Annotated in this window: 27 protein-coding genes; 17 read left to right on the top strand and 10 right to left on the bottom strand. The window is 72.1% G+C overall.

Annotated features, from left to right (window positions below; all coding sequences use genetic code 11):
• Positions 1–10 precede the first annotated feature (10 nt).
• The 3 genes from ACPXB1_RS12075 to ACPXB1_RS12065 are packed head-to-tail and all read right to left on the bottom strand — an operon-like array spanning position 11 to position 2,525.
• Positions 11–742, bottom strand: a complete 732-nt coding sequence (locus ACPXB1_RS12075; protein WP_355632772.1) for an ABC transporter ATP-binding protein — start codon at positions 740–742, stop codon at positions 11–13.
• On the bottom strand, positions 715–1,548 hold the full coding sequence (locus ACPXB1_RS12070) for an ABC transporter permease (RefSeq protein ID WP_425735234.1): 834 nt from the start codon (positions 1,546–1,548) through the stop codon (positions 715–717). Before ACPXB1_RS12070 ends, ACPXB1_RS12075 begins: the two co-directional genes overlap by 28 nt.
• On the bottom strand, positions 1,545–2,525 hold the full coding sequence (locus ACPXB1_RS12065; RefSeq protein ID WP_425735233.1) for an aliphatic sulfonate ABC transporter substrate-binding protein: 981 nt from the start codon (positions 2,523–2,525) through the stop codon (positions 1,545–1,547). The genes ACPXB1_RS12070 and ACPXB1_RS12065 overlap by 4 nt, the downstream gene beginning before the upstream one ends.
• 180 nt (positions 2,526–2,705) lie before the next feature.
• Here ACPXB1_RS12065 and ACPXB1_RS12060 point away from each other — a divergent pair, with 180 nt between their 5' ends.
• Complete coding sequence (locus ACPXB1_RS12060) at positions 2,706–3,890, top strand: LLM class flavin-dependent oxidoreductase (protein ID WP_053659629.1); 1,185 nt, start codon at positions 2,706–2,708, stop codon at positions 3,888–3,890.
• Between the two features lie 111 nt (positions 3,891–4,001).
• On the opposite strand, the gene ACPXB1_RS12055 is transcribed toward ACPXB1_RS12060, so the two are convergent.
• Entirely contained in the window at positions 4,002–4,397 is a 396-nt protein-coding gene (locus ACPXB1_RS12055; RefSeq protein ID WP_053659631.1) for a hypothetical protein, read from the bottom strand.
• 334 nt (positions 4,398–4,731) lie between these two features.
• Here ACPXB1_RS12055 and ACPXB1_RS12050 point away from each other — a divergent pair, with 334 nt between their 5' ends.
• The 6 genes from ACPXB1_RS12050 to ACPXB1_RS12025 are packed head-to-tail and all read left to right on the top strand — an operon-like array spanning position 4,732 to position 9,282.
• Positions 4,732–5,034, top strand: coding sequence for an urease subunit gamma (locus ACPXB1_RS12050; protein ID WP_167944032.1), 303 nt, complete (start codon positions 4,732–4,734; stop codon positions 5,032–5,034).
• A complete protein-coding gene (locus ACPXB1_RS12045) occupies positions 5,031–5,372 on the top strand; it encodes an urease subunit beta (protein ID WP_053659635.1) in 342 nt (113 codons plus the stop codon). The genes ACPXB1_RS12050 and ACPXB1_RS12045 overlap by 4 nt, the downstream gene beginning before the upstream one ends.
• A complete protein-coding gene (locus ACPXB1_RS12040; protein ID WP_053660030.1) occupies positions 5,369–7,072 on the top strand; it encodes an urease subunit alpha in 1,704 nt (567 codons plus the stop codon). Before ACPXB1_RS12045 ends, ACPXB1_RS12040 begins: the two co-directional genes overlap by 4 nt.
• Positions 7,072–7,773 (top strand): urease accessory protein UreF, encoded by a 702-nt coding sequence (locus tag ACPXB1_RS12035; protein ID WP_425735232.1) that lies wholly within the window; start codon positions 7,072–7,074, stop codon positions 7,771–7,773. Before ACPXB1_RS12040 ends, ACPXB1_RS12035 begins: the two co-directional genes overlap by 1 nt.
• Positions 7,763–8,527, top strand: coding sequence for an urease accessory protein UreG (gene ureG, locus ACPXB1_RS12030; RefSeq protein WP_082377661.1), 765 nt, complete (start codon positions 7,763–7,765; stop codon positions 8,525–8,527). Before ACPXB1_RS12035 ends, ureG begins: the two co-directional genes overlap by 11 nt.
• A complete protein-coding gene (locus tag ACPXB1_RS12025; RefSeq protein ID WP_425735231.1) occupies positions 8,527–9,282 on the top strand; it encodes an urease accessory protein UreD in 756 nt (251 codons plus the stop codon). Before ureG ends, ACPXB1_RS12025 begins: the two co-directional genes overlap by 1 nt.
• A gap of 690 nt (positions 9,283–9,972) precedes the next feature.
• Here ACPXB1_RS12025 and ACPXB1_RS12020 read toward each other — a convergent pair.
• A complete protein-coding gene (locus tag ACPXB1_RS12020; protein WP_425735230.1) occupies positions 9,973–10,476 on the bottom strand; it encodes a MarR family winged helix-turn-helix transcriptional regulator in 504 nt (167 codons plus the stop codon).
• Positions 10,477–10,572: 96 nt separating this feature from the next.
• Here ACPXB1_RS12020 and ACPXB1_RS12015 point away from each other — a divergent pair, with 96 nt between their 5' ends.
• From ACPXB1_RS12015 to ACPXB1_RS11985, 7 genes are all read left to right on the top strand, one after another.
• Complete coding sequence (locus ACPXB1_RS12015; RefSeq protein WP_355588976.1) at positions 10,573–11,655, top strand: substrate-binding domain-containing protein; 1,083 nt, start codon at positions 10,573–10,575, stop codon at positions 11,653–11,655.
• Between the two features lie 504 nt (positions 11,656–12,159).
• Positions 12,160–13,404 carry an urea ABC transporter substrate-binding protein gene (urtA, locus tag ACPXB1_RS12010; RefSeq protein ID WP_082377684.1) on the top strand — a complete coding sequence of 415 codons (1,245 nt, stop codon included), beginning with the start codon at positions 12,160–12,162 and terminating at the stop codon, positions 13,402–13,404.
• 75 nt (positions 13,405–13,479) lie between these two features.
• A complete protein-coding gene (gene urtB / locus ACPXB1_RS12005) occupies positions 13,480–14,367 on the top strand; it encodes an urea ABC transporter permease subunit UrtB (RefSeq protein ID WP_355588978.1) in 888 nt (295 codons plus the stop codon).
• The gene (gene urtC / locus ACPXB1_RS12000; protein WP_355588980.1) at positions 14,364–15,551 is read left to right on the top strand and encodes an urea ABC transporter permease subunit UrtC; all 1,188 of its coding nucleotides are present in this window, start codon (positions 14,364–14,366) and stop codon (positions 15,549–15,551) included. The genes urtB and urtC overlap by 4 nt, the downstream gene beginning before the upstream one ends.
• Entirely contained in the window at positions 15,548–16,495 is a 948-nt protein-coding gene (gene urtD / locus ACPXB1_RS11995; RefSeq protein WP_355588981.1) for an urea ABC transporter ATP-binding protein UrtD, read from the top strand. Before urtC ends, urtD begins: the two co-directional genes overlap by 4 nt.
• Positions 16,492–17,187 (top strand): urea ABC transporter ATP-binding subunit UrtE, encoded by a 696-nt coding sequence (gene urtE / locus ACPXB1_RS11990; RefSeq protein ID WP_425735229.1) that lies wholly within the window; start codon positions 16,492–16,494, stop codon positions 17,185–17,187. Before urtD ends, urtE begins: the two co-directional genes overlap by 4 nt.
• A 59-nt stretch (positions 17,188–17,246) precedes the next feature.
• Entirely contained in the window at positions 17,247–17,732 is a 486-nt protein-coding gene (locus ACPXB1_RS11985; protein WP_355588985.1) for a molybdenum cofactor biosysynthesis protein, read from the top strand.
• A gap of 21 nt (positions 17,733–17,753) precedes the next feature.
• Here ACPXB1_RS11985 and ACPXB1_RS11980 read toward each other — a convergent pair whose 3' ends face one another.
• The 3 genes from ACPXB1_RS11980 to ACPXB1_RS11970 form a co-directional block, all read right to left on the bottom strand.
• Complete coding sequence (locus tag ACPXB1_RS11980; protein ID WP_355632909.1) at positions 17,754–18,131, bottom strand: nuclear transport factor 2 family protein; 378 nt, start codon at positions 18,129–18,131, stop codon at positions 17,754–17,756.
• Positions 18,132–18,267: 136 nt separating this feature from the next.
• Complete coding sequence (locus ACPXB1_RS11975) at positions 18,268–18,699, bottom strand: ATP-binding protein (RefSeq protein WP_355632906.1); 432 nt, start codon at positions 18,697–18,699, stop codon at positions 18,268–18,270.
• Between the two features lie 108 nt (positions 18,700–18,807).
• Positions 18,808–19,650 carry a copper resistance CopC family protein gene (locus ACPXB1_RS11970; RefSeq protein ID WP_425735228.1) on the bottom strand — a complete coding sequence of 281 codons (843 nt, stop codon included), beginning with the start codon at positions 19,648–19,650 and terminating at the stop codon, positions 18,808–18,810.
• Positions 19,651–19,748: 98 nt separating this feature from the next.
• Between ACPXB1_RS11970 and ACPXB1_RS11965 the strand changes: the two genes are divergently transcribed.
• Complete coding sequence (locus tag ACPXB1_RS11965) at positions 19,749–20,219, top strand: hypothetical protein (protein ID WP_355588993.1); 471 nt, start codon at positions 19,749–19,751, stop codon at positions 20,217–20,219.
• Between the two features lie 5 nt (positions 20,220–20,224).
• The gene (locus tag ACPXB1_RS11960) at positions 20,225–21,613 is read left to right on the top strand and encodes a hypothetical protein (protein WP_355588995.1); all 1,389 of its coding nucleotides are present in this window, start codon (positions 20,225–20,227) and stop codon (positions 21,611–21,613) included.
• Positions 21,614–21,696: 83 nt separating this feature from the next.
• Here ACPXB1_RS11960 and ACPXB1_RS11955 read toward each other — a convergent pair whose 3' ends face one another.
• Positions 21,697–23,394, bottom strand: coding sequence for a hypothetical protein (locus ACPXB1_RS11955; protein WP_425735227.1), 1,698 nt, complete (start codon positions 23,392–23,394; stop codon positions 21,697–21,699).
• A 149-nt stretch (positions 23,395–23,543) separates the two neighbouring features.
• Positions 23,544–25,109: an FAD-dependent oxidoreductase gene (locus ACPXB1_RS11950; protein WP_425735226.1), complete on the bottom strand. Its 1,566-nt coding sequence runs from the start codon at positions 25,107–25,109 to the stop codon at positions 23,544–23,546.
• A 75-nt stretch (positions 25,110–25,184) separates the two neighbouring features.
• Here ACPXB1_RS11950 and ACPXB1_RS11945 point away from each other — a divergent pair, with 75 nt between their 5' ends.
• On the top strand, positions 25,185–25,772 hold the full coding sequence (locus tag ACPXB1_RS11945; RefSeq protein WP_355589001.1) for a helix-turn-helix domain-containing protein: 588 nt from the start codon (positions 25,185–25,187) through the stop codon (positions 25,770–25,772).
• Positions 25,773–25,840 lie beyond the last annotated feature (68 nt).

Here is a 25,840-nt window from a genome sequence, read left to right as displayed (position 1 = left end):
TCTCCGCTCGTCAGGTGGTGGGAACGCCGAGTTGGTCGAGCAGGTGCCGGCGCAGCGCGCCGAAGGCCGGGTCGTCCGGCGTACGGGTGGGTGCCAGGTCGACGGGCAGGTCCGCGGCGATGCGGCCCGCGTCCAGGAGCAGGATCCGGTCGGCGAGCAGCAGTGCCTCCTCCACGTCGTGGGTGACCAGCAGGGCGGCGAAGCCGTGCTCGGCGCGCAGCCGGCGCAGCAGCATCTGCATCCGCAGGCGGGTCAGCGCGTCCAGTGCACCGAACGGCTCGTCGAGCAGCAGCAGGTCCGGTTCGCGGACCAGGGCACGCGCGACGGCCACCCGCTGCGCCTGCCCGCCGGACAACTCGGCGGGCCAGGCCCGGTGCCGCTCGGCCAACCCGACCTCGGCGAGTGCCCGCTGGATGCGGCCGGCCGGATCGGGGCCGGACAGCCCGAGCCCGACGTTTGCCGCGACCCGCTTCCACGGCAGCAGCCGGTGTTCCTGGAAGACCACCGCGGCGGTGCCGTGTACGGCGATCTCGCCACCGGCGGCACCGTCCAGCCCGGCGAGGATCCGCAGCAGGGTGCTCTTGCCCGAGCCGCTGCCGCCCAGCAGGGCCACTACCTCGCCCCGCGCGATGCTCATATCGACCCCGGCCAGCACTGTCGTCGGCCCGAACGCGCGGCGGACCGCCCGGGCGGTGAGCACGGGCGCCGCACCTGTCAGGTGGCCCGCAGTCCGCGACGCCATGTCAACATCTTCCTCTCCGCGACACGCAGGGCAAGGTCGGATATCAGTCCGAGCAGGGCGTAGACGAGCAGGCCGAGCACCACCACATCGGTCTGGCTGAACTCGCGCGCCTCCATCATCAGGAAGCCGATTCCGGTCTGGGCGTTGACCTGTTCGCCGACGACGAGGCTGAGCCAGGCCGCGCCGATGGCCAGCCGCAGGCCGAGGAACAGCGCGGGCAGCGCGCCGGGCAGCACGACGTGGCGCAGTCGGGCGGCCTGGCCGAGCCCACAGGTACGGGCCGCCTCGACAAGTCGTTCGTCGATGTCCCGGATACCGGCGTAGGTGTTGAAGTAGATCGGGAAGAACGCACCCAGGGCGACCAGGCTGATCTTGAGCGGTTCGCCGATGCCGACCCAGATGATCAGCAGCGGGACCAGCCCCAGGTGCGGCAGCATCCGGGCCATCTGCACCGGCGGGTCGACAAGGTCGTCGCCGAGCCGCAGCAATCCCGCCACGGTTCCCAGGACCAGCGCCAGCACACCGCCGATCAGCAACCCGGCGCCGGCGCGGGTGAGCGAGTCCACAAGGTGTACGGCGAGCGTCCCGTCACGGGTCAGCCGCGCGCCGGTGGCCAGCACGTCGCTCGGCGCGGGCAGCTTCTCCGGCGCCAGCAACCCGACTCGGGCCGCTGCCTCCCAGCCCAGCACCAGCACGACCGGGCTCACCAGCCGTCGCCACCGCCGGGCCGGCCGTTCACGGCGAGCCGCCACCGGCGCGGCGGCGCCGACCTCGGCGGGAGCCTCGACGAGAGTCGTACGGCTCACCGGAACACCTCGCTGAACCGGTCGTCGATCCGGGACCGCATGTCGACAGGGCCCGGGATGAGGCCCAGGGAGATGAAGCTGTCGGTGATCGCCTGGAGTTCGTCGCCGATGTCCGGACCGACCGGGGCGAGCGGCTTGGCGCTGCGGGCCAGGGCGCGGCTGGTGACGTCCTCGGGGATCTTCAGCTCCGGCGCGAGGATGCGGGCCCGCTCCTGCGGGTTGGCGATGCCCCAGTCGGTCACCTCGCGGTACCGCTGGAGGAACGTGCGGATCTCGTCGGAGCGGTGCTCGACGGCGTCCGGTGCGGCCAGGACGTACTCGCGGTTGCTGGCCAGCCCCGTCGCGTCCGCGAGCACGCGGACCCCCGGCTGCTCGGCCAGGGCGAAGTACGGATCCCAGATCACCCAGGCGTCGACCTGCCCGTTGTCGAACGCGGGTCGGCCCTCGGCGGGTTTGAGGTACTTGACGTCGATGTCCTGCAACGTCATGTTGTTGGCCTCCAGCAGCCGGACCAGCAGCCAGTGCACGTTGGAGCCCTTGTTCAGGGCGACCCGCTTGCCCTTCAGGTCGGCGAAGGTGCGGTAGCCGCTGTCGGCCTTGACCAGCACGGCCTCACCCTGCGGGATCGGCGCGGAGGTGCCGATGACGGAGAACGGGATCTTGCCGGCCGCGGCGAAGACCGGTGGGGCCTCGCCGACCTGTCCGATGTCGATGGATCCGGCCTTGAGTGCCTCGGTGAGCGCCGGTCCGCTCTCGAACAGCGACCACTGCACTCCGGGGGTGGCGTCGCGCGCCTTGACCAGGCTCAGCCCGCCGAAGCGCTGGTAGCCGATGCGGAGCGTACCGGGGTCGTCCTTGGCGTCGGCGGACCCGCCGCAGGCGCTCAGGGCGGTCGTGGCGATCAGGGCCGCAGCCGTCAGGGCGGCCGTGACCAGCCTGCGGCGATGCAGGTGGCGGCTCGTCGAGGGGGTACGCATGGCGACTCCTTGGGTCGGGCAGGTGAACCGGGCCACGTCGACCGGTAGGGGTCGGGGCGGTCGGTAGCCTACTAACCCGATAGGTTTTATGGGTAGAGTGGCGGCGGGATCGTCCCAACCCTCAGGAGCGGCCCTCCCACCGCAGTGCCTACCGACCACGCACCGAAGGAAAGAGCCGAGATGACCCTCACCTTCCACTGGTTCCTGCCGACAAACGGCGACAGCAGGGACATCGTCGGCGGCGGACACGGCATGCCGTCCGGCACTGCCGGTCGTGCCCGACCAGCAAGCGTCGCCTACCTCGGGCAGATCGCCCGCACCGCCGAGCAGCTCGGCTTCGTCGGCGCGCTCACCCCGACCGGCGCGTGGTGCGAGGACGCCTGGCTGAGCACCGCGATGCTCACCGAGGTGACCGAACGGCTCAAGTTCCTTGTCGCCTTCCGACCGGGTCTGCTGGCACCCACCCTGGCCGCCCAGATGGCGTCCACCTTCCAGCGGCTGTCCCGGGGTCGGCTACTGCTCAACGTGGTCACCGGAGGCGAGTCCCAGGAGCAGCGGGCGTTCGGCGACTTCCTGGACAAGGACGCCCGGTACGCGCGGGCCGACGAGTTCCTGCACATCGTGCGCGGGCTGTGGCGAGGTGAGACAGTCGACCACACGGGCACCCACCTGCGCGTCGAGCAGGCGCGGCTGCACCGGCTGCCCGACCCGACGCCACCTGTCTACTTCGGTGGCTCGTCCGCCGCCGCACTGCCGGTGGCGGTACGGCACAGCGACGTCTACCTCACCTGGGGCGAACCGCCGGCCCAGGTCGCCGAGAAGCTCGACCGGGTACGGTCGCTCGCTGCCGCCGCTGGCCGTGAACTGCGCTTCGGCATCCGGCTGCACGTCATCGCCCGGGACACCGCGGACGAGGCGTGGGCGCAGGCCCGTCGCCTGCTCGACGGCATCGACGAGGCTGACATTCTGGCAGTGCAGAACGGGCTACGCCGCAGCGAATCCGAGGGGCAACGCCGGATGCTCGACCTGCACGGCGGCTCCCGCGACGGACTGGAGGTCGCACCCAACCTGTGGGCCGGCGTCGGGCTGGTCCGTGGCGGCGCCGGCACCGCGCTCGTGGGCAGCCACACCGAGATCGCCGATCGGATCGCCGAATACCACGCGCTCGGCATCGACGAGTTCATCCTCTCCGGTTATCCGCACCTGGAGGAGGCGTACTGGTTCGGCGAAGGTGTGCTGCCGATCCTGCACGAGCGCGGGCTGTGGCGGCACCCCGATGGTCAGCCGGCGACCGAGCACGTCGACGTCCCGTTCGCGGGAGCGCCCGGGCCGCGCCGCGAGCCGGAGCCCGCCGCGGCCCACTGATCCCATCGCGCTCTCGACTGCGGGTCAGGAGTCGTGGCCAGCAGACCCTGACGACGGGCATCCCAACGTCACGCCCGGCCGGGGCGACCCACGTCCCGGCCGGGCCGTGCCCTAGCGGTTCCGGCTGGCCAGCGCCCTGCCGATGCGCCGTCCCGCGAGGCTCACCACAGTGCTGCCGGCGGCCATGCCGACAAGCACCAGGAATCCACCGACCGCCCACAACCCGCTGTCGTCGGTCGACGCGGCCTGCCACGACCAGGCCACAGTGAAGGCGATCGTCATCACCGGCGCCACCAGCCACGGGCTCAGCCGCGTACCGGCCAGGGCGGCGAGCAGCACGAGCGTCAACACGCAGCCGATCACCTGCCACGGCTCGTACGGACCGCTCGTCGAGCTGGTCTCCGGGTCGACCGTGTACTCGGTGTCCCAGCCCAGCCAGAGCAGCCACACCCCGACCGTCGCCACCGCCAGGAACGCAGCGCCGAACAGTTTCTGATTACCCCTCATCGCCGTCACCGGGTGATCATCCCCTGCGCGTCTCCGGACACCCTGAGCACCCGTACCCACTGTCGCGGGCACGGCTGTGATCCCGAACGGACTGTTGCCCCGGCCCGTGGCGGTCCTCTACGGTCTGATCAAGCGGTGGGCGGTGCGGTCCGCATCCGACCGGAAGCCGCCGGGTGCTCGTCGCGCGGGCCGGGATGGTGGAGTCCCGGGTCACCCCGTCGGCAGCGGGCCAGGCGGTCGTGTGACTCCAGCTCGTACCCCGGGATGTTGCTGTCCCGGTGCGGCTCCCTGCGGAGCCGGCGAGCCGGGCACGCCGATCCCACCGGGAGATCCCGTGTTCCTCAGCCCGCACGAGCAGGACCGCCTGCTCGTCCACGTCGCGGCCGATGTCGCCCGCCGCCGCCGAGAGCGCGGCCTGCGACTCAACTACCCCGAGGCCGTCGCGCTCATCACCGCGTTCCTGCTCGAAGGCGCCCGCGACGGCCGGTCGGTGGTCGACCTCATGTCGGCCGGCCGGACCGTGCTCACCCGCGACGACGTCCAGGACGGCATCCCCGAGTTGCTGAGGGAGGTGCAGGTGGAGGCGACGTTCCCGGACGGCACCAAGCTCGTGACTGTGCACCACCCGATCCCGTGATCCCCGGGGAGATCCTGCCGGCCGACGGCCCGGTCGAGATCAACGCCGGCCGTCCGGTGACCACGCTGCTCGTGGTCAACACCGCCGACCGCCCGGTGCAGGTGGGCTCGCACTACCACTTCGCCGAGACCAACCCGGCGCTGACATTCGACCGGGACGCCGCCTGGGGGCAGCGGCTCGCCGTACCGGCAGGCACGTCGGTACGGTTCGAGCCGGGCGTCAGCCGCAGCGTGGACCTGGTGCCCCTCGGCGGCCTGCGCATCGTGCCGGGCCTGCGCGGGGAGTGCGCCGGGCCGCTGGACCAGGCCGCGCCGACGGCCGACGGGCCGGCGCGGTGAGCGCCGTGCGGCGGGACCGCTACATCGACCTGTACGGCCCCACCACCGGCGACCGCATCCGTCTCGCCGACACGAACCTGCTCATCGAGGTGGAGACCGACCACTGTGTCGGCGGCGACGAGGTGGTCTTCGGCGGAGGCAAGGTGATCCGCGAGTCGATGGGACAGTCCCGGACCACCCGCGCCGAGGGCGCCCTCGACACCGTCATCACCGGCGCCGTGGTGCTCGACCACTGGGGAGTCGTCAAGGCCGACGTCGGGCTGCGCGACGGCCGGATCGTCGCCCTCGGCCGTGCGGGCAACCCGGACACCATGCCCGGCGTCCATCCCGACCTGGTCATCGGTCCGGCCACCGAGGTGATCGCCGGCAACGGGCGGATCCTCACCGCCGGCGCCGTCGACACCCACGTGCACTTCATCTGCCCGCAGATCGTCACCGAGGCGCTGGCCAGCGGCATCACCACGCTCGTCGGCGGCGGTACAGGCCCCGCCGAGGGCACCCGGGCCACCACCGTCACCCCGAACGCGTGGCACCTGGCCCGGATGCACGAGGCGCTGGACACGCTGCCGGTGAACATTCTGCTGCTCGGCAAGGGCAACACCGTCTCCACCGAGGCGCTCTGGGAACAGTTGCGGGCCGGCGCGGGCGGTTTCAAGCTGCACGAGGACTGGGGCACCACTCCGGCGGCGATCGATGCCTGCCTACGGGTGGCCGACGCCTCTGGTGTCCAGGTGTCGATCCACACCGACACCCTCAACGAGGCCGGTTTCGTGGCCGACACCCTGCGTGCCATCGGCGGGCGGGCCATCCACTCGTACCACACCGAAGGTGCCGGAGGCGGGCACGCGCCGGACATCATCACCGTGGCCGGCGAGCCGAACGTGCTGCCGTCCTCGACGAACCCGACCCGGCCGTACACCCGTAACACCCTCGCCGAGCACCTGGACATGCTGATGGTCTGCCACCACCTCAATCCGTCGGTGCCGGAGGACCTGGCTTTCGCCGAGAGCCGGATCCGACCGTCCACGATGGCCGCCGAGGACCTGCTGCACGACCTCGGGGCGATCTCGATCATCGGCTCTGACGCCCAGGCAATGGGCCGGGTCGGCGAGGTGATCCTGCGGACCTGGCAGAGCGCGCACGTGATGAAGGAACGGGTGGGCGCCCTGCCCGGCGACGGCGCGGCCGACAATCACCGCGCCCGGCGGTACGTCGCGAAATACACGATCTGCGCGGCCATGGCCAACGGGCTGGAACGGGAGATCGGCTCCGTCGAGCCGGGCAAGCTCGCCGACCTGGTGCTCTGGGACCCGGCCTTCTTCGGGGTACGCCCACACCTGGTGATCAAAGGAGGCATGATCGCGTACGCACAGATGGGTGACGCCAACGCGTCGATCCCCACCCCGCAGCCCATGCTTCCGCGCCCGATGTTCGGGGCGTACGGGGCTGCCGCGGCGGCCACCAGCCTCACCTTCGTGGCCCCGGCCGCGCTCGACGCCGGGCTCCGCCTCGATGTGCGGCGGAGGGTGGTGCCCGTCGCCGACGTACGGTCCCGGGGCAAGGCCGACCTGCCGGAGAACAACGCGATGCCCCGGATCGAGGTGGAGCCGGACACGTTCACGGTCCGGATCGACGGTCAGGTGGTGGAACCGGACCCGGTGCCCCAACTGCCGATGGCCCAGCGGTACTTCCTGTTCTGATGGCGACGTCCAGCCTGCTCCTGCTGCTTGCCGACGGGCGCTTTCCGGCCGGCGCGCACGCGCACTCCGGCGGCCTGGAGGCGGCCGTCGCGGCGGGCCGGGTCGACGACCTGGCCTCGTTGGAGGCGTTCCTGATCGGCCGGCTGGCCACCGCCGGACTGGTCGGTGCGGCGTTCGCGGCGGCGGCGCACCGGGCGGCAGCGCCAGACGGCACCGGGGCGAATGAGCACGCCGGGGCCGCCCTGGCGCGGCTCGACGCCGAGCTGGACGCGCGGACCGCCTCCCCGGCGCTGCGCGCCGTGTCCCGCCGGCAGGGCCGGGCGCTGCTGCGCGCCGGGCGGGCGATCTGGCCGGACGCCGCGTTCGCCGACCTGCCCACCACCCCCGGCGGAGCGCACCAGCCGCTCGTCCTGGGGCTGCTCTGCGCCGCCGCCGGCCTCAGCCGCACCGAAACCGCGACCGTCGCCGTGTACGGCACGGTGACCGGTGCGGCGAGCGCTGGCGTACGCCTGCTCGGCCTCGACCCGTACCAGGTCCAGGCCCTGCTGGTCGGCCTCGCCGACGCCTGCGACGGCATCGCCGCCGACGCGGCGCGGGTCGCCGACGACCCACCGGAGCGGCTGCCGGCCGCGGCCGCTCCACTCGCCGACATCTCAGCCGAAGTCCATGCCACCTGGGAGGTGCGTCTCTTTGCGTCCTGACACCGCTGTACCCGCGTCCGCCGCCGAGCCGACCGCTGTGCCGCACGACGAGTCCGTTCCGCATACCCACCCGGAACCGGGGGTGGACCCGCACCCGCCGCTGGCGCGGGCCGGCCGGGCGCTGCGCGTCGGCATCGGTGGGCCGGTCGGCTCCGGCAAGACCGCCCTGGTGGCGGCGCTCTGCCGAGCCTTCGCCGGAGAGTTGCGACTCGGCGTGGTGACAAACGACATCTACACGACCGAGGACGCCGACTTTCTCAAGCGGGCCGGCGTGCTCGATCCGGAGCGCATCCGCGCCGTGGAGACCGGTTGCTGCCCCCACACGGCCATCCGCGACGACATCGGCGCCAACCTCGACGCCGTGGACGAACTGGCCGAGACCGTCGGCCCGCTGGACCTCGTGCTTGTGGAGAGCGGTGGCGACAACCTCACCGCCACCTTCAGCCGGGGCCTTGTCGACCGGCAGATCTTCGTGGTCGACGTGGCCGGCGGGGACAAGGTGCCGCGCAAGGGCGGACCGGGGGTCACCGCCGCCGACCTCCTGGTGATCAACAAGACCGACCTTGCGCAAATGGTGGGTGCCGACCTGGGGGTGATGGACCGGGACGCCCGCGCCCGACGCGGTGACCTGCCAACCCTGTTCCTGTCCATCGTGGCCGATCCAACGGCGGGCCGGGTCGCCGACTGGATCCGGCACGAACTGGCCCACCACGCGGCTCTGTACCCACTCGCCGTGTCGCCCGGCACGACCTGATGCGGGCGTCCGCCCGGCTGGTGGCCCGGGCCGACGGGCGGGGTGGCACGACCCTTGTCGAGGTGCACGGCGAGACGCCGCTGCTGCTGCGTCAGACCCCGGCCCGAAACGGCACCCCCACGGTGTACGTCGTGGGAGGCGCCGCCGGCCCGCTGGCCGGCGACGACCTCCGGTTGGACATCGAGGTGGGGGCCGAGGCGGCGGTACGGGTGCACTCGGTCGCCGCGTCGGTCGCCCTGCCCGGCCGTCCCGGTGCCGTGTCCCGGATGGTCGTGCGGGCGGCGGTGCACGCCGGCGCCACGCTGCACTGGTTGCCGGAGCAACTGGTCGCGGCGGCCGGTTGCGCGCACCTCGCCGAAGCCCACATCGACCTGGCCGCAGGGGCAAGCCTGCGCTGGCGCGACGAGTTGATCTGTGGCCGTTTCGGTGAGGCGCCCGGCAGCGCCGTCGTCCATACCCACGTCGACCACGACGGCCGGCCGCTGCTGCGGCAGTCGCTGGCCGTCGGGCCGCACGCGCCCGGCTGGGCCGGCCCGGCAGTGCTCGGCGGAGCGCAGGCCACCGGCTCGCTGCTGGTGGTCGACCCGTCGCGACCCGCCGAACCACCCCAGGTGCTTGCCGACGGAGCCGTCGTGCGACTGCCCCTCGCAGACGGGCCGGCAACACTGTGGACCGCGACCGCCCCGGACGCACACACCCTGCGCGCCCACCTGACCGTTGAGGCTCGCGCGCACGCGGCCGGGTGGGCTTGCTGAGGGCTGGTGCCACGGCGGCGGCAGAGACGGCTGGGCGGCACGCGGCCTCCCGGACGGCGGCGTCCACCTCGTTGCGCCTCGGCGTCGGCGTGCGCGGCCCGCGGCGGACCTGTCGGCAGCGGCTTTGTCGCCGTCGGTCCCGTCGGCAGCGGTCCTGTCGCGGTGCCCGTCGAGGGCCGCCGGCTGTGACCGCGTGCCGGCAGGCATTGAGCGTGGCACGACGCCGGCGCGCCCGCGGCACTGACGGCAACGACCAGGGAACCACTGACGGCCGCGACCAAGGGGTGCAGTCGTCTCTGCTCGGGCAGGTTGGTCCGAAGCGTGATACCTGTGAGTCATCAAGATGACTCACAGGTATCACGCTCTAGAACCGCCCCGCCGAGGGCTGCTCCAGGGCGGCCCCCACCCATGGCTCGGACCCGCGCCCGCATCGCTGCTGGGATCCAGGTTCTCGGCATCGACCGGGACCCAGGTTTCGGCATCGACCGGCGCGTTCGTTGTGGCGGGATCGGCGCAGCACCCTCGCGGCTGCCTGGGGTGCCCGCGATGGCCTGGGAAGCGCGAGGGGCAGGCGGTGGCGGGCTCTGATGTGGCGCAGACACCGGGCTCTGATGTGGGGCAGGCGTCCGGCGTTCGTGTGAGCGCGGGTATCCGCCGGTGTGGGTACAGGCATCCGGGCGGAGGCGGAGGTCAGCGGTGCAGGCCCGCTGCGGTCGCGCGGTCGTGGTTGTGGTCGCGGTTGTGGTTGTGGTCGTGGCGGGAGGCCGGGTCGAGACGGTCGACCAGGGTGGCGAGCTGGTCGGTCAGGTCGGCCAGGTCGGTGGCGTCCCGGAGGCCCACCTCGGCGAGGTTGGCCCGGATCTGCTGGTCGATGCGCTCGTGCTCGCGGCGGCCCCGGGCCGTCAGGTACGCGCGGATCCGCCGGCGGTCCAGCACGTCGACGCGGCGGAAGACGAGGTTGCGGTCGACGAGTTGGTCGACAAGCTTGGTGAGGGTGCCGGGCGGCAGGAACGCCTCGGCGGACACCTCGCTCATCGGGTGGCCCTGGCCGTCGGCGAGCAGGCAGAGCACCCGCCACGCCTCGATGGTCAGCCCGTCGTCGGCCAGGACGGCGCCCAACCGGCGGGAGAGCAGCCGTTCGGCGCGAGTGAGCGAGCGCAGCAGGTCGGCTGGCGCCCCGGGCACGTCTGACATGGATCTCCCTGGTCCGGTGGCCCTGTCATGTTACCGAGTCGTCCCGGTCAGTGGTGAGCTCTGGTCTTCCGACCTGGGCCGGGCAATCATGTGCTCATGTCCGCGCCGGCAGCGCCGTGGCTCACAGTCGATTCGGCCGTGGTCAGCATCGCGCTGGTGTACCCGATGCGTGGGCCGGCGGGAATGTTCGGCCCGACCTGTGAACTCTGCGCCCAACTGGCGGTCGAGGAGATCAACAGGTGTGGCGGGGTGCTCGGCCGGGAGGTGCGGCTGGTTCCGGTCGACGGTGGGGCCCCGCCCGCCCAGGTGGCCGCCGAGGTCGAGGCGCTGGTGTCGGTCGGGGCCGTGCAAGGCGTGACCGGCTGGCACATCTCGTCGGTACGCCAAGCGCTGGCGCCCCGGGTCGCGCACCGGGTGCCGTACGTCTACACAGCCCTGTACGAGGGCGGCGAGCGTACCGAAGGGGTCTTCCTCACCAGTGAGACGCCGGACGCCCAACTGTGGCCTGCCATGCGGTTGCTCGCTCAGGAGCAGGGCGTACGCCGGTGGTTCGTGGTGGGCAACGACTACGTGTGGCCCCGGCGTACCGCGCGGGCGGCCCAGCGGTACGCGCTGCGCGGTGGTGGTCGGGTGGTGGGACTGAGCTTCCTGCCGCTGGAGACGCACGACTTCGACGAGGTGCTGCGCCGCATCGAGCACAGCGACGCCGACGCGGTGCTGATGCTCCTCGTCGGCGCCGACGCGGTGCGGTTCAACAGGGCGTTCGCCCGGTCCGGTCTGGACCAGCGTTGCCTGCGCCTGAGCACCCTCATGGACGAGAACATGCTGCTGGCCAGCGGTGCCGGTGCGACTCGACGGCTGTACAGCACGGCGGGCTTCTTCGCCGGCCTGGTGACCCAGGAGAACCTCGACTTCCATGGGGAGTTCGCCCGCCGGTTCGGGGTGGAGGCGCCGCCGCTGGGCAGTCTGGGGGAGTCCTGTTACGAAGGTGTGATGCTGCTGGCCGCCCTCATCGGACAGGCACGGACCCTCGACGTGCGGGCGATCGAGACGGCGGCCGACGACGTGGCGTACCACGGGCCGCGCGGGCGGCTGCGGCTGCGGCAACGGCACGTGCGGCAGCGGATCTACCTGGCCGAGGCAGACGGGCTCGACTTCACGGTCCTCGCCCAGCTCTGACCGTCGGCCGCACCGGTCGGCGACGATCGGCGCGTGACGATCGCACAAGCGTGGCACGGTGCTTGACAGCCGTACCCGGCGCGGCCCTAAGATGCTTCCTGTGTGAAGGATCTGGCTTGCGGGCCGGAGCCCACAAATGTGTGCCCACCCTCGGCGGAATCGCCCGCCGTCCATTGTGATGGCACTGATCCGCAGATTTCGTTAACGGGCCGACACCGCTATTTCAGCGCGGTGGCGGCCCGTTTTCGCGTACCCGTCGAACGGTGGCGCGGAAACAGTCAATTAAGGACCGGGAAACCTCCTCGCAATGATGCCGGTCGACGCTTTCGGTGCCCATATCCGAGCCGGTGCCCGGTCGGCGTCCACCCGCCGCACCAGACATCGCCCGCCTCAGCTCCACGGACCGCACCGCACCGTCAGGCACGACATCGACGCAGCCACGACCGCCCGGTCGATGGCGCCGAACGTCCATTCGCCACTTCACGTGCACCGCAGGGAGAATTGATGTCACTATTCCGGGGCCGCCGCATCCTGGCGGGTGCCATGACCCTGGTCGCCGCGGCCGCGATGACCGCGTGCGGCAGCAAGACCAGCGACGAGGGCGGCGCGGCCGGCGTCAGCGCCGACATCTCCGGCGACACCGTCAAGGTGGGCCTGCTCAACTCGCTGTCCGGGACCATGGCGATCAGCGAGGTCACCGTCCGCGACTCCATCATGCTCGCCGTCGAGGAGATCAACGCCGCTGGCGGCGTCCTCGGCAAGAAGATCCAGCCCGTCGGCGAGGACGGCGGATCGGACTGGCCCACCTTCGCGGAAAAGGCCGAGAAACTCATCTCCGAGGATCGCGTCGCCGCCGTCTTCGGCTGCTGGACGTCGGCCAGTCGCAAGGCTGTCAAGCCGGTGTTCGAGAAGAACAAGGCGCTGCTGTTCTACCCGGTGCAGTACGAGGGCCTGGAGCAGTCGCCGTACATCTTCTACACCGGAGCGACGACCAACCAGCAGATCGTTCCCGGCCTCGACTACCTCAAGGCGCAGGGCGTCAAATCGGTCTACCTGGTCGGCAGTGACTACGTCTTTCCGCGTACGGCAAACAAAATCATCAAGGCGTACGCGACAGCGAACGGGATGAACGTGCTGGGCGAGGATTACGCCCCGCTGGGCTCGACCGAGTTCGGCACGATCGTCAACAAGGTCAAGTCCTCCGGTGCGGCCGCCGTGTTCAACACCCTCAACGGCGACAGCAATGTGGCCTTCTTCAAGGAGTACAAGTCGGCCGGACTGACCGCTGCCGCGATGCCGGTGGTGTCGGTGTCGATCGCCGAGGAGGAGGTCAAGGGCATCGGCACGCAGTACCTCGAAGGCCAGTTGACCGCCTGGAACTACTACCAGACCACGCCCGGCGCGGCGAACGCGAAGTTCGTGGCCGCGTACAAGGCGAAGTACGGCGCGGACAAGCCGACAAGCGACCCGATGGAGGCCGCGTACGTCGGGGTGTACCTGTGGAAGGCGATGGTCGAGAAGGCTGGCGCGTTCGACGTGGAGAAGGTCCGTGCTGCCTCCGACGGGATCACCTTCGACGCGCCCGAGGGTCTGGTCACCGTCGACGGGGAGACGCAGCACATCGCGAAGACCGCCCGGATCGGCAAGGTCGGGGCCGACGGTCTGATCACCGAGGTGTGGAACTCCGGCAAGCCGATCGAGCCGGACCCGTACCTCAAGAGCTACCCGTGGGCGAGCGGCCTGAGCTGACGATGCCGGCCCGGGCGGGCCGTGTTGCCGCGCGACCCGCCCGGGCCACCCGACAAGCAGTTCGGAGTACGCACCGTGACAGTCCTCTTCGGTCAACTCTTCACAGGCATCAGCATCGGCGCGGTGCTGCTGCTCATCGCGCTCGGTCTCGCGCTGACGTTCGGGCAGATGAACGTGATCAACATGGCGCACGGCGAGTTCATCATGGCCGGCGCCTACACCACGTACGTCCTGCAACAGAGCATCACCGGCGCCGGAATGTCGCTGCTTGTCGCGCTGCCGGTGGCGTTCGTGGTGGCCGGCACGATGGGTGCGCTGCTGGAGGTCCTGCTGATCCGCAGGCTCTACGCCCGGCCGCTGGACACCCTGCTGGTCACCTGGGGCGTGTCGCTGATGCTGCAACAGTTGGCCCGTGACGTCTTCGGCAGCCCGAACGTGCAGACCCGCGCGCCGGAGCTGCTCACCGGCAACGTGGCGCTGCCCGGCGGCCTGACCGTCGCCAACAACCGCCTGTTCATCCTCGCCCTGGCGCTGGCCGCCGTCGCGGCGCTCACCCTGGCGCTGCGGCTCACCCCGCTCGGCCGCCGGATCCGCGCCGTCGTGCAGAACCGCGACCTCGCCGCCGTCTCGGGCATCCCCACCGCCCGGGTCGACCGGACGACCTTCTTCATCGGCTCCGGCCTGGCCGGGCTCGCCGGTGTGGCGCTCACCCTGCTCGGCCCGATCGGCCCGACGATGGGCACCAACCTGATCATCGACGCCTTCCTGGTCGTCGTGGTCGGCGGGATCGGTCAGCTCAAGGGCACCGTGATCGTCGCCTTCGCCCTCGGCGTGCTCCAGGCCACGGGGGAGTACCTGACCACCCTCAGCGTCGCCAAGGTGATCGTGTTCGTGGCGATCGTCGCGTTCCTCCAGTGGCGACCACAGGGACTGTTCACCCTGCGGACCAGGAGCCTCGCATGACCGCCGTGACACCCGCCCGACCGGACACCGCAGTGCAACCGGCACCTGCCGGCGCCGTACCGCCGAACCCGCCGGAGGGCCGGTCGCGGCTGCGGGCGGCGGCGGGCTTCGCGTTCGGCGCGGCGCTGCTGTTCGCCGTGGCGCCGCTGGTGCTGTCGGACTTCCGGTTGTCGCTGCTCGCCAAGTACCTCTGCGTGGCAATGGTCGCGGTAGGCATCGGGATCGCCTGGGGCCGGGGCGGGATGCTCACCCTCGGCCAGGGCGTCTTCTTCGGCCTCGGTGGCTACGCGATGGCCATGCATCTCAAGCTCGCCGACGCGGGTCCGGGCGGGATGCCCGACTTCATGCAGCTGTACGGGCAGCTCGACGAACTGCCGGTGTGGTGGCGGCCCTTCGCCAGCCCGTGGTTCGCGCTGCCCGCCACGGTGCTGCTGCCGATGGCTGTCGCGTTCGGGCTCGGCTCGCTGGTGTTCCGCCGCCGCGTACGGGGCGCGTACTTCGCCATCCTCAGCCAGGCCCTCGCCGCCGCAATGGTGATCCTGCTGATCGGCCAGCAGGGCACCACGGGTGGCACCAACGGGCTCACCGACATCGAGGGTTTCTTCGGCTACGACCTGGACGACCCGGTAAACCAGCGGATGGTCTACTTCATCATCGCCGGTGTCCTGCTGGCGCTGCTCGCGCTGGCCCGCCAGCTCATCCACAGCCGCTACGGCGAGCTGCTGGTGGCGGTCCGCGACGGCGAGGAACGCGTCCGTTTCCTCGGCTACGACCCGGCGTCGGTCAAGCTCGTCGCGTACGTGGTGGCCGCCGGCATGGCAGGGCTGGCCGGGGCGCTGTTCGTGCCGGCGGTCGGCATCATCTCGCCGGCGCTGATCGGCATCGTTCCGTCGATCGAGTTCGTCATCGGGGTCGCTGTGGGTGGTCGGGCCACCCTGCTCGGCCCGGTTCTCGGCGCGGTCGCTGTGGCCTGGGCGCGTACCGCCCTCTCCGAGCGGTTCCCCGGCACCTGGACGTACCTGCAGGGGTTGCTGTTCGTGGTGGTTGTCGCGTTCCTTCCCGGGGGCCTGGCGTCGCTGTGGGCGCTGGCCCGCCGCCGCGACGGCGGCGCGCAACCGCGCCGACGCGGGTGGTCGCCGCCGGGCCGGCGGCGGGCGGAGCGGACGGAGGTGCCGGTGCCATGAGCGAACGCACCGAGCGCAGCGAGGGCCGTGAGGGCGTGCCCGGCCAGCACGGCATGAGCGAACGCACCGAGTGCAGCGAGGGCCGTGAGGGCGTGCCCAGCCAGCACGGCATGAGCGAACGCACCGAGCGCAGCGAGGGCCGTGAGCGCGTGCCCAGCCGGCACAGCATGAGCGGCGAGCGGCTGGACGGGTTGTCCGTCCGTGACCTACGGGTCAGCTTCGACGGGTTCACGGCGGTCGACGGTGTCTCGTTGGAGGTGCCCGCCGGTGACATCCGGTTCCTGATCGGGCCCAACGGCGCCGGCAAGACCACTCTCGTGGACGCGGTCACCGGCCTGGTGCGGGCCACCGGCTCGGTCCGGTTCGGCGACCAGGAGCTGCTCGGCCGCCCGGTGCACAAGATCAGCCGGTTGGGCATCGGACGGACCTTCCAGACCTCGACGGTCTTCGAGGAGCTGACGGTGGTGCAGAACCTCGACATCGCCGCCGGCGCCCGGCGTAGCTGGGCGACACTTGCCCGTCGCCGCCGTGGCATCCCCGGCGAGGTTGCCGCCGCGCTGGACACGATCGGACTGACCGGGCGGGCCGACCAGCTCGCCGGGACGCTCGCGCACGGCCAGAAGCAGTGGCTGGAGATCGGCATGCTGCTGGTGCAGGACGCGCGGCTGCTGCTGCTCGACGAGCCGGTCGCCGGGATGAGCCACGAGGAACGCGACGCCACCGGCGCCCTGCTGGAGACGGTGAGCCGGGACCGCACTGTCGTCGTGATCGAGCATGACATGGACTTCCTGCGCCGGTTCGCCCGCAGCGTCACAGTGCTGCACGCCGGAAGGGTGCTCAGCGAGGGCACCGTGGCGCAGGTCCAGGCGGACCCGCGCGTACAGGAGGTCTACCTCGGCCACCCGGTCGACGCCGGGTCGGCCTCCAGCGGTCTGGAGGCATGATGCTTACCCTGCGCGGGGTGCACGCCGGATACGGGCGCAGTCGGGTGCTGCACGGAGTCGACCTCGCCGTCCCGCCCGACGGGGTGGCCGTGGTGCTCGGGCACAACGGCGCCGGAAAGAGCACGCTGCTGCGGGTCGCCGCCGGCCTGCTGCGTCCGAGCGCCGGCACTGTCGAGCTGGACGGCGAGGACGTCACCCGCCGCGGGCCGCACGAGCGGGTGGCGCGCGGGATGGCGTACGTCCCGCAGGGCCAGCAGTGCTTCCCGCACCTGACGGCGGCGGAGAACCTGCGCCTGGTCGCCGACGGCCGGCGCGACGGGGCCGTGGCCACGGCGGAGGTGCTGGACCTGTTCCCGGCGCTGCGTCCGCTGCTGCGTCGACGGGCCGGGCTGCTCTCCGGCGGTCAACGCCAGCAACTGGCGATCGCCCGCGCTCTGATCACCCGGCCGCGGCTGCTGATGCTCGACGAGCCGACCGAGGGCATCCAGCCGTCGGTCGTCGCGGAGATCCAGGAACGGATCGTCGAACTGACCCGGCAACCCGGGTTCAGCGTGCTCCTCGTCGAGCAGCACCTGGGTTTCGCGTTGCGGGTGGCGAGCCGCTACCACGTGCTGGAATCCGGCCGGGTGACCTCGCGCGGCGACGGCGGCGCGACGGCGGAACGGGAGGTCCGGGCAGCCCTGGCGGTCTGAGACGGCGGCGAACCTCGAGCCGACCCGGGACACGAGGTCCGGTTCGTAGAATTCGGGCCATGTCGCGGATCGTCGAGTTGCTGGCCTCACCGGTGCACCGCTTCCTGGGCCGGCCCGCCGACGGCCCGGCCCCGGCGCCACCCGGCGAACTGGTCGACGTCGTCCAGATCCGGGCCGGCCTCGGCATCGTCGGCGACCGCTACTTCGGCAAGCCGGCACACCGCGACGCCAGCGTGACTGTCATCGCCCAGGAGTCCCTGCCCGCCGGCACCGGCCTGGCACAGGTGCGGCGCAACATCCTCACCACGGGGCTCGCTGTGGACGAGCTGATCGGGAAGGTGCTCGTCCTCGACTCCGGCGACGGCCCGGTCAGCCTGCGGGTCAACCGAGCCGCCCGCCCGTGCGCGTGGATGGACGTGACTGTCGGCCCCGGGGCGTGGAAGGCGCTGCGCACCACCGGCGGCGTCCGCTGCACACCTCTCAACGACGGCGTGCTGCGCGTCGGGCCGACCGTCGCCACCGTCGAACGGGCGCCCGCGTCCTAGCCCGCGCGCCCACCGGCCGGGTCAGACGATGCCGATGTGGGCGGCGAGAACGCGCCAACCGTGCGGGTCGTCGTGGACCCACGTCCGGGTGTAGCGCAGACGCGCCGCGAACGGCTCACCGTCGAGCGCCCCGGCCACCCGGCCGAGGAAGAACGTCACACCGGTCGACCCGACGACGAGCAGATCCAGCCTCTCCTCGACCAGCTCCTCGATGACCGAGGTGCGGTCCCGGTGCGTGGCCAGGTCCTCCGACTTGGTGTACTGGCTACCGTCGGGACCCACAGCGATCAGCTGGTCCATGAGCAGCTGATCCAGGGCGGCGACGTCGCCGGCCCGTTGCGCGGCCTGCAGTGTGCGCTCGGCGTCGAGCAGTTCCGCCTCGCGTTCGCTGTCCGGCATGCTGCAGTCCTCCGGGTCTCCGTCCCGGCGCCGCCGTCCGGGCTGACCGCATTGTGGCAGCCGGCGCGGCCCGTACGCGGACGCATCGCCGCCGAACCCGCACCTCTTGTCGTACGCGTGCCGCCCCTCGGCCGGCTCAGATGCCCAGCCGGATCCGTACCACTGTTCCGTCGGGGTCGCTGAGCACGGCCACCTCGTCGCAGACCTGCTCGACGATGGCAAGCCCTCGGCCCCGTACCGCGTCGGCGGCCGGCATGCCCCGACCGAACGTTCGTACCGGCCCCTGGTCGACCACGTCGCAGAACAGGTGGCCCTCCTCTGCCCAGAGCCGCACCCGGCCCCCACCGGTCGTGTGCTGCAACGTGTTCGTTGCCAACTCGCTCACCGCAAGCGTCAGCAGCTCCACCCGCTGCGGCGACAGCCCTCGCGCCAGCGCCTCGGCGTGGACGAACGAGCGCAACGCCCGCAGGTCGGTCGCCATCTCGTACGTCATGCTGTCGACGATCGGGGGTGCGGACTGCTCGGCCGCGGTGCGGGTCTCCCGCCGGTCGGCCTCGAAGTGCGCCATGAGACAGCAGCACCTTCCTCGTTGCGAGAGCTGTTGTCGGCACATCATGTCATCCGGCGGTCGGCAGCCCGCTTCGTCCGTTGGGTGACGGTGCGGGACGCGGGCTGTTCAGCCCCGGGGGCGGCCGCCGCGGGCCGGCTTGCGGCTCCCACCCGGGCGCTGTCGGGGCGCGCTGCCGGACCGCGACGGCGTGCGCTTCGTCGCCGCGCGCGGGCGGTCTGCGCCGGGTCGAGGTGACGCCGGCTTGCGGCGGGCTGCCACGACGATGATCGCGCCGACGGCCACCACGACAGCGGCGGGCACCAGCCAGGGCGCAAGCCCGCCGTCCGGCTCGGACGCCTCCGGTTGCGCCGCCGCTGTGGCAGCGGCGGCGGTCGCGGCCGGCACGGCGGACGCCGACGAATGACCTTCGAGCTGTGCGAGCAGGGCGGGGGCCGGTTCGTCGGTCGGGGGTGTCCAGCCGGCCGGCGGCGCCGTGCTCGGACCCTGGTAGTCGAACGTCACGGCGCCCCGCACCGCCTCGCCGTCCGAGGCGACCGAGAGGTAACTCGCCGTGTACTTACCTTTCGCCGGCCAGTGCGCGACAGCCACCATTGCCGGAAAGCCCGTGTGGTAGAGCCGCGGTTCGAAGACGCCGTCGACCATGAAGTACTCCTGGACCGGCTTGTCCAGGCGCTTCGGCTCGCCGTTCGACCAGCCGTTGTCCACCCGCGTGCCGTTCGGGCCGGTGACGGTGAAGTGGGCGTTGTCGGCAGGCTTCTCGGTGAAGTACAACCCGAGCTGGGCCAGCGGCTCCCGGACCACGGTGCCGGTCAACGGGGTGGAGGTGGCCAACTGGCCGTGGGCGGAAGCCGCGGAGGCGGGCCACAGCAGCGTCGCCACAAGCATCGCGACCAGCGCCGCCGAGGCGCGGCTCAGGACGTGGCAGAAAGTGGCGGGCCTCGATCGCATTCGTTCATCATGTCATTTCCCCGGTGCCGAACAAGACGTAGAGTTCACCTCCCGACGATCATCTCCACCCCGTCCCCAGCGTCGTTCGGAGTCCGCCCGTGTTGGTTCGCGCACCCGGTTCCCGCCTTCCCGCACTCCTCGCCACCGGCCTGCTCACCGCGCTGCTCGTCACGGGTTGCGGGCAGGACGACGACGACCCGTCAGTGGCCGCACCTTCGGCGGCACCGACGTCCGCCGCCGCACCGACAACCACCCCGACGGCGGCGGGCAGCCCCACTCCCAGCGCCAGCCCCAGCACACCAGCTGTCGACCGGGAGATCACCGTGACCATCGCCAAGCGGCGGGTCGACCCGCCGACCGGCCGGGTAACGGTGGGCAAGGGCGAGTCGGTCCGGATCACCGTCACCTCGGACGTCGACGACGAACTGCACGTGCACGGGTACGACCTGGGCGCCCGACTGCCGGCCGGCGTTGCGGGCTCGGTGGAGTTCCGCGCCGACAAGACCGGCCTGTTCGAGGTGGAGACGCACGACAGCGAGCTGGTGCTGTTCCAGCTCGTCGTGCGCTGAGCAGGGTGGGCGGCGCTCCCACGCTGCTGGCGCACGGCGTCGGCGGCCGTCAGGACCTGCCCATCACGCTGGGGCAGCTCGTCGTCGCCGCAGCCCTGACGCTTGTCGTCACGTTCGTCGCGCTGGGCGTGCTCTGGCGCGAGCCCCGCCTGGACCGGGACGCGATCGGCGGCCGGCCGGTGCCGGGTTGGCTGACCCGCCTCGTCGACGCACCCGCGTTCCGGGTGGTGCTGCGCGGGCTGGGGCTGCTCGCCGCCGCCTGGTTCTGCGTGGGCCTGCTCGCCGGGCCGGACACGGCCGACAACCCGAGCGCCGGCGCGCTCTACGTGCTGCTCTGGGTCGGTCTGGTGCCCGTCTCGCTGCTGTTCGGCCCGGTCTGGCGAGCTGTCAACCCGTTGCGTACGGTCCACCTGCTCGTCGCGCTTGCCGTGCGGCGGGACCCCGAGCGTGGCATCCGCGAACTGCCGCCCGGCCTGGGCCTGTGGCCCGCCGCCGGCACCCTGCTCGGCTTCGTCTGGCTGGAACTGGTCGCCCCGGACCGGGCCACACTGCCGGTCATCGGCGCGTGGCTCGCCGGGTACGCCGTGCTCATGCTCGCCGGAGCGGCCCTGTTCGGCGCGGGTTGGTTCGACCGGGCCGACCCGTTCGAGGTCTACAGCGCGCTGGTCGGCCGGCTCGCCCCGATCGGCCGGGCCGCCGACGGCGTGCTGGTGTGGCGCAATCCGCTGGACGGCATCGCCGGGCTTCGGCCCCGCCCCGGGCTGGTCGCCGTGGTGATCGTGCTGCTCGGCTCGACAATGTTCGACAGTCTTTCCAACGCCCCGGCCTGGCTGCGTTTCTCCCAGGAGAACGGCCTGCCTCCGGCGGTCACCGGCACCGCCGGGCTGGTCGTGGTCATCGGCGTCGTCGCCGTCGCGTACCTCGCCGCCGTGACCGCCGCCGCCCGCATCGGGCAAACCGGTCAGCCCGGCGGCATGGTCCCGACTGACGGCGCGGTCTCGACCGAGGGTGCGGGGTCGGTCCGGCGGGCGCCCGGGGAGATCGCCCACTCGATAGTGCCGATCGCTGTGGGGTACGTGGTGGCGCACTACTACTCGCTGCTGATCCTCGAAGGCCAGCGCACCGTCGCGCTGCTCTCAGACCCCCTGGACACCGGCGCGAACTGGCTTGGCACCGCGGGCTGGCAACCGCACACCGGGCTTGTCACACCGTCCGGAGTGGCAAGTCTCCAGATCACCGTCATCATCCTCGGGCACCTGCTCGGCACGCTGCTCGCCCACGACCGAGCCCTGTACCTGTTTCCCCGGGCCCGCGCGGTGGCCGGTCAACTCCCACTGCTGGCGCTGATGGTCGCCTACACCGTCGCCGGTCTGCTGCTGCTCTACGCCGGCTAGAACAGCCACCGTCAGCCTCGACGTGGCCGGCGGCCCGACTCCGCGCGATTCGCCGCGTGAGCCGGGCCGGCCGGTCGTCGAGGTCAGTGCCGGCCGGCGCCGTTCTCGCTCACCGGCTGCCCGAAGGGCAGGAACGGCACCGGCACCGGGTCGGCGTCGGGCCGGGCCGGGAAGCGGTCGGCGTCGCCACCGGACTCCTCGGCAGAGAGCGCACGGTCGGTTGACGACGCCGCCTCGACGGTCGGCGTGTCCGCCCGCTCGCCACCGGACCCGTCGGGCCGCTCCTGGTAGTCGGCGGGCTGCTCGTTCCGATCCTGGTCGTTCCGATCCTGGTCGTCGCCGGTCTGGTCAGCCAGCGCCCGGTCGTCGCCTGCCCCGTCGGTGTGCGACCCGTCGGCGACGTCGACACCGTTGCGGTCGACCACCGGCCGGTCAACCGAGGGACGGTCGGGAACCAGCCGCTCGACAAGCGGCTGACCGGCAACCGGCCGGTCAGCGTGGGGACGGGCGCCGACCATCGGGTACTCAGCGGTCTCCGTGCCGCCGGCAGCGGCGGCCATCACTGCGGCGGCGGCCAGGTCGGCCACCCGCTTCGCCTCCCGCTGCACCCGGGCGCGGACCTCCTTGGCGTGCCGCTCGGCGGAGTCGCCGGCCCGGCGGGCCTCGTCCAACCGGGCCGCCTCGGCGGTGAGGTCCCGGCGCACCTCGACGAGCCGCTGCTGCATGCGGGACAGCTCGTTCTCCAGGGTCTCGCCCTCGACACGGATCTCGGCGAGTTGCTGCTCGGCGGTCTCCAGTTCGGTGTGCAGCTGGGTCGACTCCCGCTGGCGTTCCTCGATCTCCTGCTGGAGCGCCGCGAGCTGCTCCCGGTGGCTGGCGGCCTGCTCGTCGGCGCGGTTACGCAGCTCGGTCACATGCTGCTGCGCCTCGGCCAGCAGCGACGCGATCTGTTGCTCGGTCGAGCTGCGCTGCTCGGCCAGTTCCTCCTGGGCGGCGGCCTTCAGCTCGGCGATCTCCTGCTCGGCAGCGCTGCGCCGTTCGGCGACCTCACGTTCCACACCGGCCTGCCACTGGGCCATCTCCTGCTGGTTCTTGGCCCGAGCGGACTGGATCTCCTGCTGGATCTGCGTACGCGCCGACTTCATCAGGGCGTCGGCGGCCACCCGCGTCTGGTTGAGTTGCTGCGCGCTCTGTTCGGTGATGCGCTTCGCCTCGTGCTGCGCACGTTCGTACGCGGCCTCACCGTCGGCGCGCAGTTGCTCCGCGCGTTCCCGGATCGTGGTCAGCTCCGCCTCGGCGACGCTGCGCCGCTCCTCGTACGCCTGCTCCTGCTCGGCGCGCCGCGCGGCCACCTCCTCGGACAGGTCCTGGCGTGCCTGCGCGGCCCGTTCGCGGGTGTCGATGAGGATCCGCTCCGCCTCGGTGCGCAGCTCGTTCGCCCGGTCGGTGGCCGATTCGGTGATGAGAGCGGCCTGCTTCTCGGCGAGGGTCAGGATCTCACCGACCATCGGGCCCAGATCCTGGAACGAGGCGCGGTCCACCTGCACCGGCTGCTCGTGCACTTCGGCCAGTTCGGCACGCAGCCGCTGCACCTCGGCGGTCAGTTCGCGGACCCGCACGGCGGATCGCCCGTGCTCGCCGCTGAGCATCGCGATCTGACCATCGAGCTGCTCCAGGTGCCGGTCGACCTGGCGTTTGTCGTAGCCGCGCAGGGCGAGTTCGAAGCTCGGCCGAGAGGCCGCGTCGTCGCGTGCTGCGAGCGGCTCAGCGCCGATGGACATGCACCATCCTCCGTACGATCAAGGGCGCCGGGCCGGCGGCGCACCGCCGGCCCGGCCGCGAGTGTGGCGCAACGCTACCGCCGTACGCGCCCCGTGCGAAGACCTGCCCCGATCCCTGTTTCCGAAGCTGCCCGTCCTCGGTGGATGGGTCAGCGGCGGCGGGCCACGAGGACCGCGTCGTGGAAGGTGACGTCCGGCTCCGGCCCGGGGCGACGCCGGGCCTCGGCGGTGCGGACGTCCCACTCGGCCGGGTCCAGCCCGGCTGCCACCTCCTCGGCGGTGTACATCATGTCCGGCATGTGCATGCGGTGCCCCGGCGTCCACAGGTCCGACGGGTGGTGCCCGACGATCAGCAGGACGCCACCGGGGGCCACCGCGGCGGCGAGCCGGGTGAACAGCTCCTGCCGGGGCTCCGGGGGCAGGTGCATGAACTGCGCCGACACCAGGTCGTACGCCTGCTCGGCCGGCGGCTTCTCGCGCAGGTCGGCGTGCGTGAACTCGATCCGGTCCGCGACGCCGACGGCCTCGGCGTGCTCGGCCGCCCGGGTCAGGGCGGTGGTCGAGATGTCGACCGCCGTCACCTGCCAACCCCGCTCGGCCAGCCACACCGCGTCGGCGCCCTCCCCGCTGCCCACGTCAAGCGCCCGACCGGGGGTCAGCTCGGCGGCCTCGGTGACCAGTTGCGGGTTGGGTCGGCCGCTCCACACCGCCGGCTTGGACTGGTAACGCTCCTCCCACGCCGGCTCTTCGAAGGCGGTGGCGACAACCTGCCGGTACGCGGCGACGGCGTCACGGGTGTCCTCGGCGATCAGGTCCGCGTTGATCGCCGCGCCGGCCATCAGGCCCGCCGCCGCGGACGTGATCACCTGGCCTCGGAAGTCGGCCACGTTGCCGGCGACCCACACGCCCGGCACCGTCGTCGCCCCGACGTCGTCGGCCGGGATCTGGGTGCCGATCACATGCCCGCCGACCGTGACCTCCTCGGGGGCCAGGCCCAGCTCGACCAGTGGCTCGGCGCGGGCGACGGTGCGGGGCGCGACCACTACCGCGTCCAGCGCGACGACCCGGCCGTCGGCGAGGCGTACGCCGGTGAGCGCGTCGCCGGTCACCTCCAGCGCGGCGACCGGCCCCGGCACCACGGCGATGCCCCGGGCGGCGAGTCGTTCGGCAGCCTCCTCGTCGGGTGCCGGCGCGTCGTGCAGCAGGAGCAGCACCTGGTCGCTCCACTGTCGCCACATCTCGGCCTGGTGCACGGCCATCGGCCCGGTCGCCAGCACACCGATCCGCCGGTCCTGGACCTCCCAGCCGTGGCAGTACGGGCAGTGCAGCACGTCACGGCCCCACCGCTGCGCCACACCGGGCACGTCGGGCAGTTCGTCGACAAGCCCGGTGGCCACCAGCAGCCGGCGGGCACGCACCCTGCCGTCACCGTCGAGGTGGAGCAGGAACCCGTCGTCGTCCCGGGTGACGGCCGCCACCCGTCCAGCGCGGAACTGCCCGCCGTAGCTGGCCACCTCGGCGCTTCCGGCCGCGATCAGCTCGGCCGGCGGCGTGCCCTCGCGTCCCAGGTAGTTGTGGATGTGGTCGGCCGGCGCGTTGCGCGGCTCACCCGCGTCGATCACCAGCACCGACCGTCGCGCCCGGCTCAGCGACAGCGCGCCGCTGAGCCCCGCGGCGCCGCCGCCCACCACCACCACGTCATATGTCTCGCTCACCGGATTTTCCCCTTACTTGTCGGCTGAGCTCCACCATCCGCCGCTACCGGCCTGACGGCAACTATCCTTGCCGTTATGGCAAACGAGGACAGTGTGGCGCTGGCTGCTGTCGGCCCACGGCTACGCGCCCTGCGCCAGCAGCGCGGGACGACCCTGACCCAGCTCGCCGAACTGACCGACATCTCGGTGAGCACCCTGTCCCGGCTGGAGTCCGGAAATCGCAAGCCCACCCTGGAGCTGCTGCTCCCGCTGGCCAGGGCCTACCAGGTGCCGTTGGACGAGCTGGTGGACTCCCCGGTCGCCGGCGATCCCCGCGTACGCCCCAAGCCGATCGTCCGGCACGGCATCACGTTCCTGCCGCTGACCCGCCGGCCGGGTGGCGTTCAGGCGTTCAAAGTGATCTTCCCGCCGGAAGGCACAGCCGGGGAGCGGACCCAGCAGTCGCACGAGGGCTACGAGTGGCTCTACGTGCTCTCCGGCCGGTTGCTCCTGCTGCTCGGCGAGAACGACCTGACGCTTACCGAGGGGGAGGTGGCCGAGTTCGACACCCGGATCCCGCACCGAATTCTCAATCCCGGCCCGGGTGCCGCCGAGGCCCTGATCCTTTTCGGGCCGCAGGGGGAGCGGCTGCACGTCCGCGCCCGCCCCGCCGAGAAGCGGTAGCGCGGGTCGGGGCGCTGGCCGCACACGCGAGGGCCGGACCGGTTCCCCTCCGGTCCGACCCTCGCGAT

The sequence above is a fragment of the Micromonospora sp. DT68 genome, assembly GCF_049847245.1.
Lineage (GTDB): Bacteria > Actinomycetota > Actinomycetes > Mycobacteriales > Micromonosporaceae > Micromonospora > Micromonospora profundi.
This window is presented reverse-complemented; position numbering and strand designations above follow the sequence as displayed.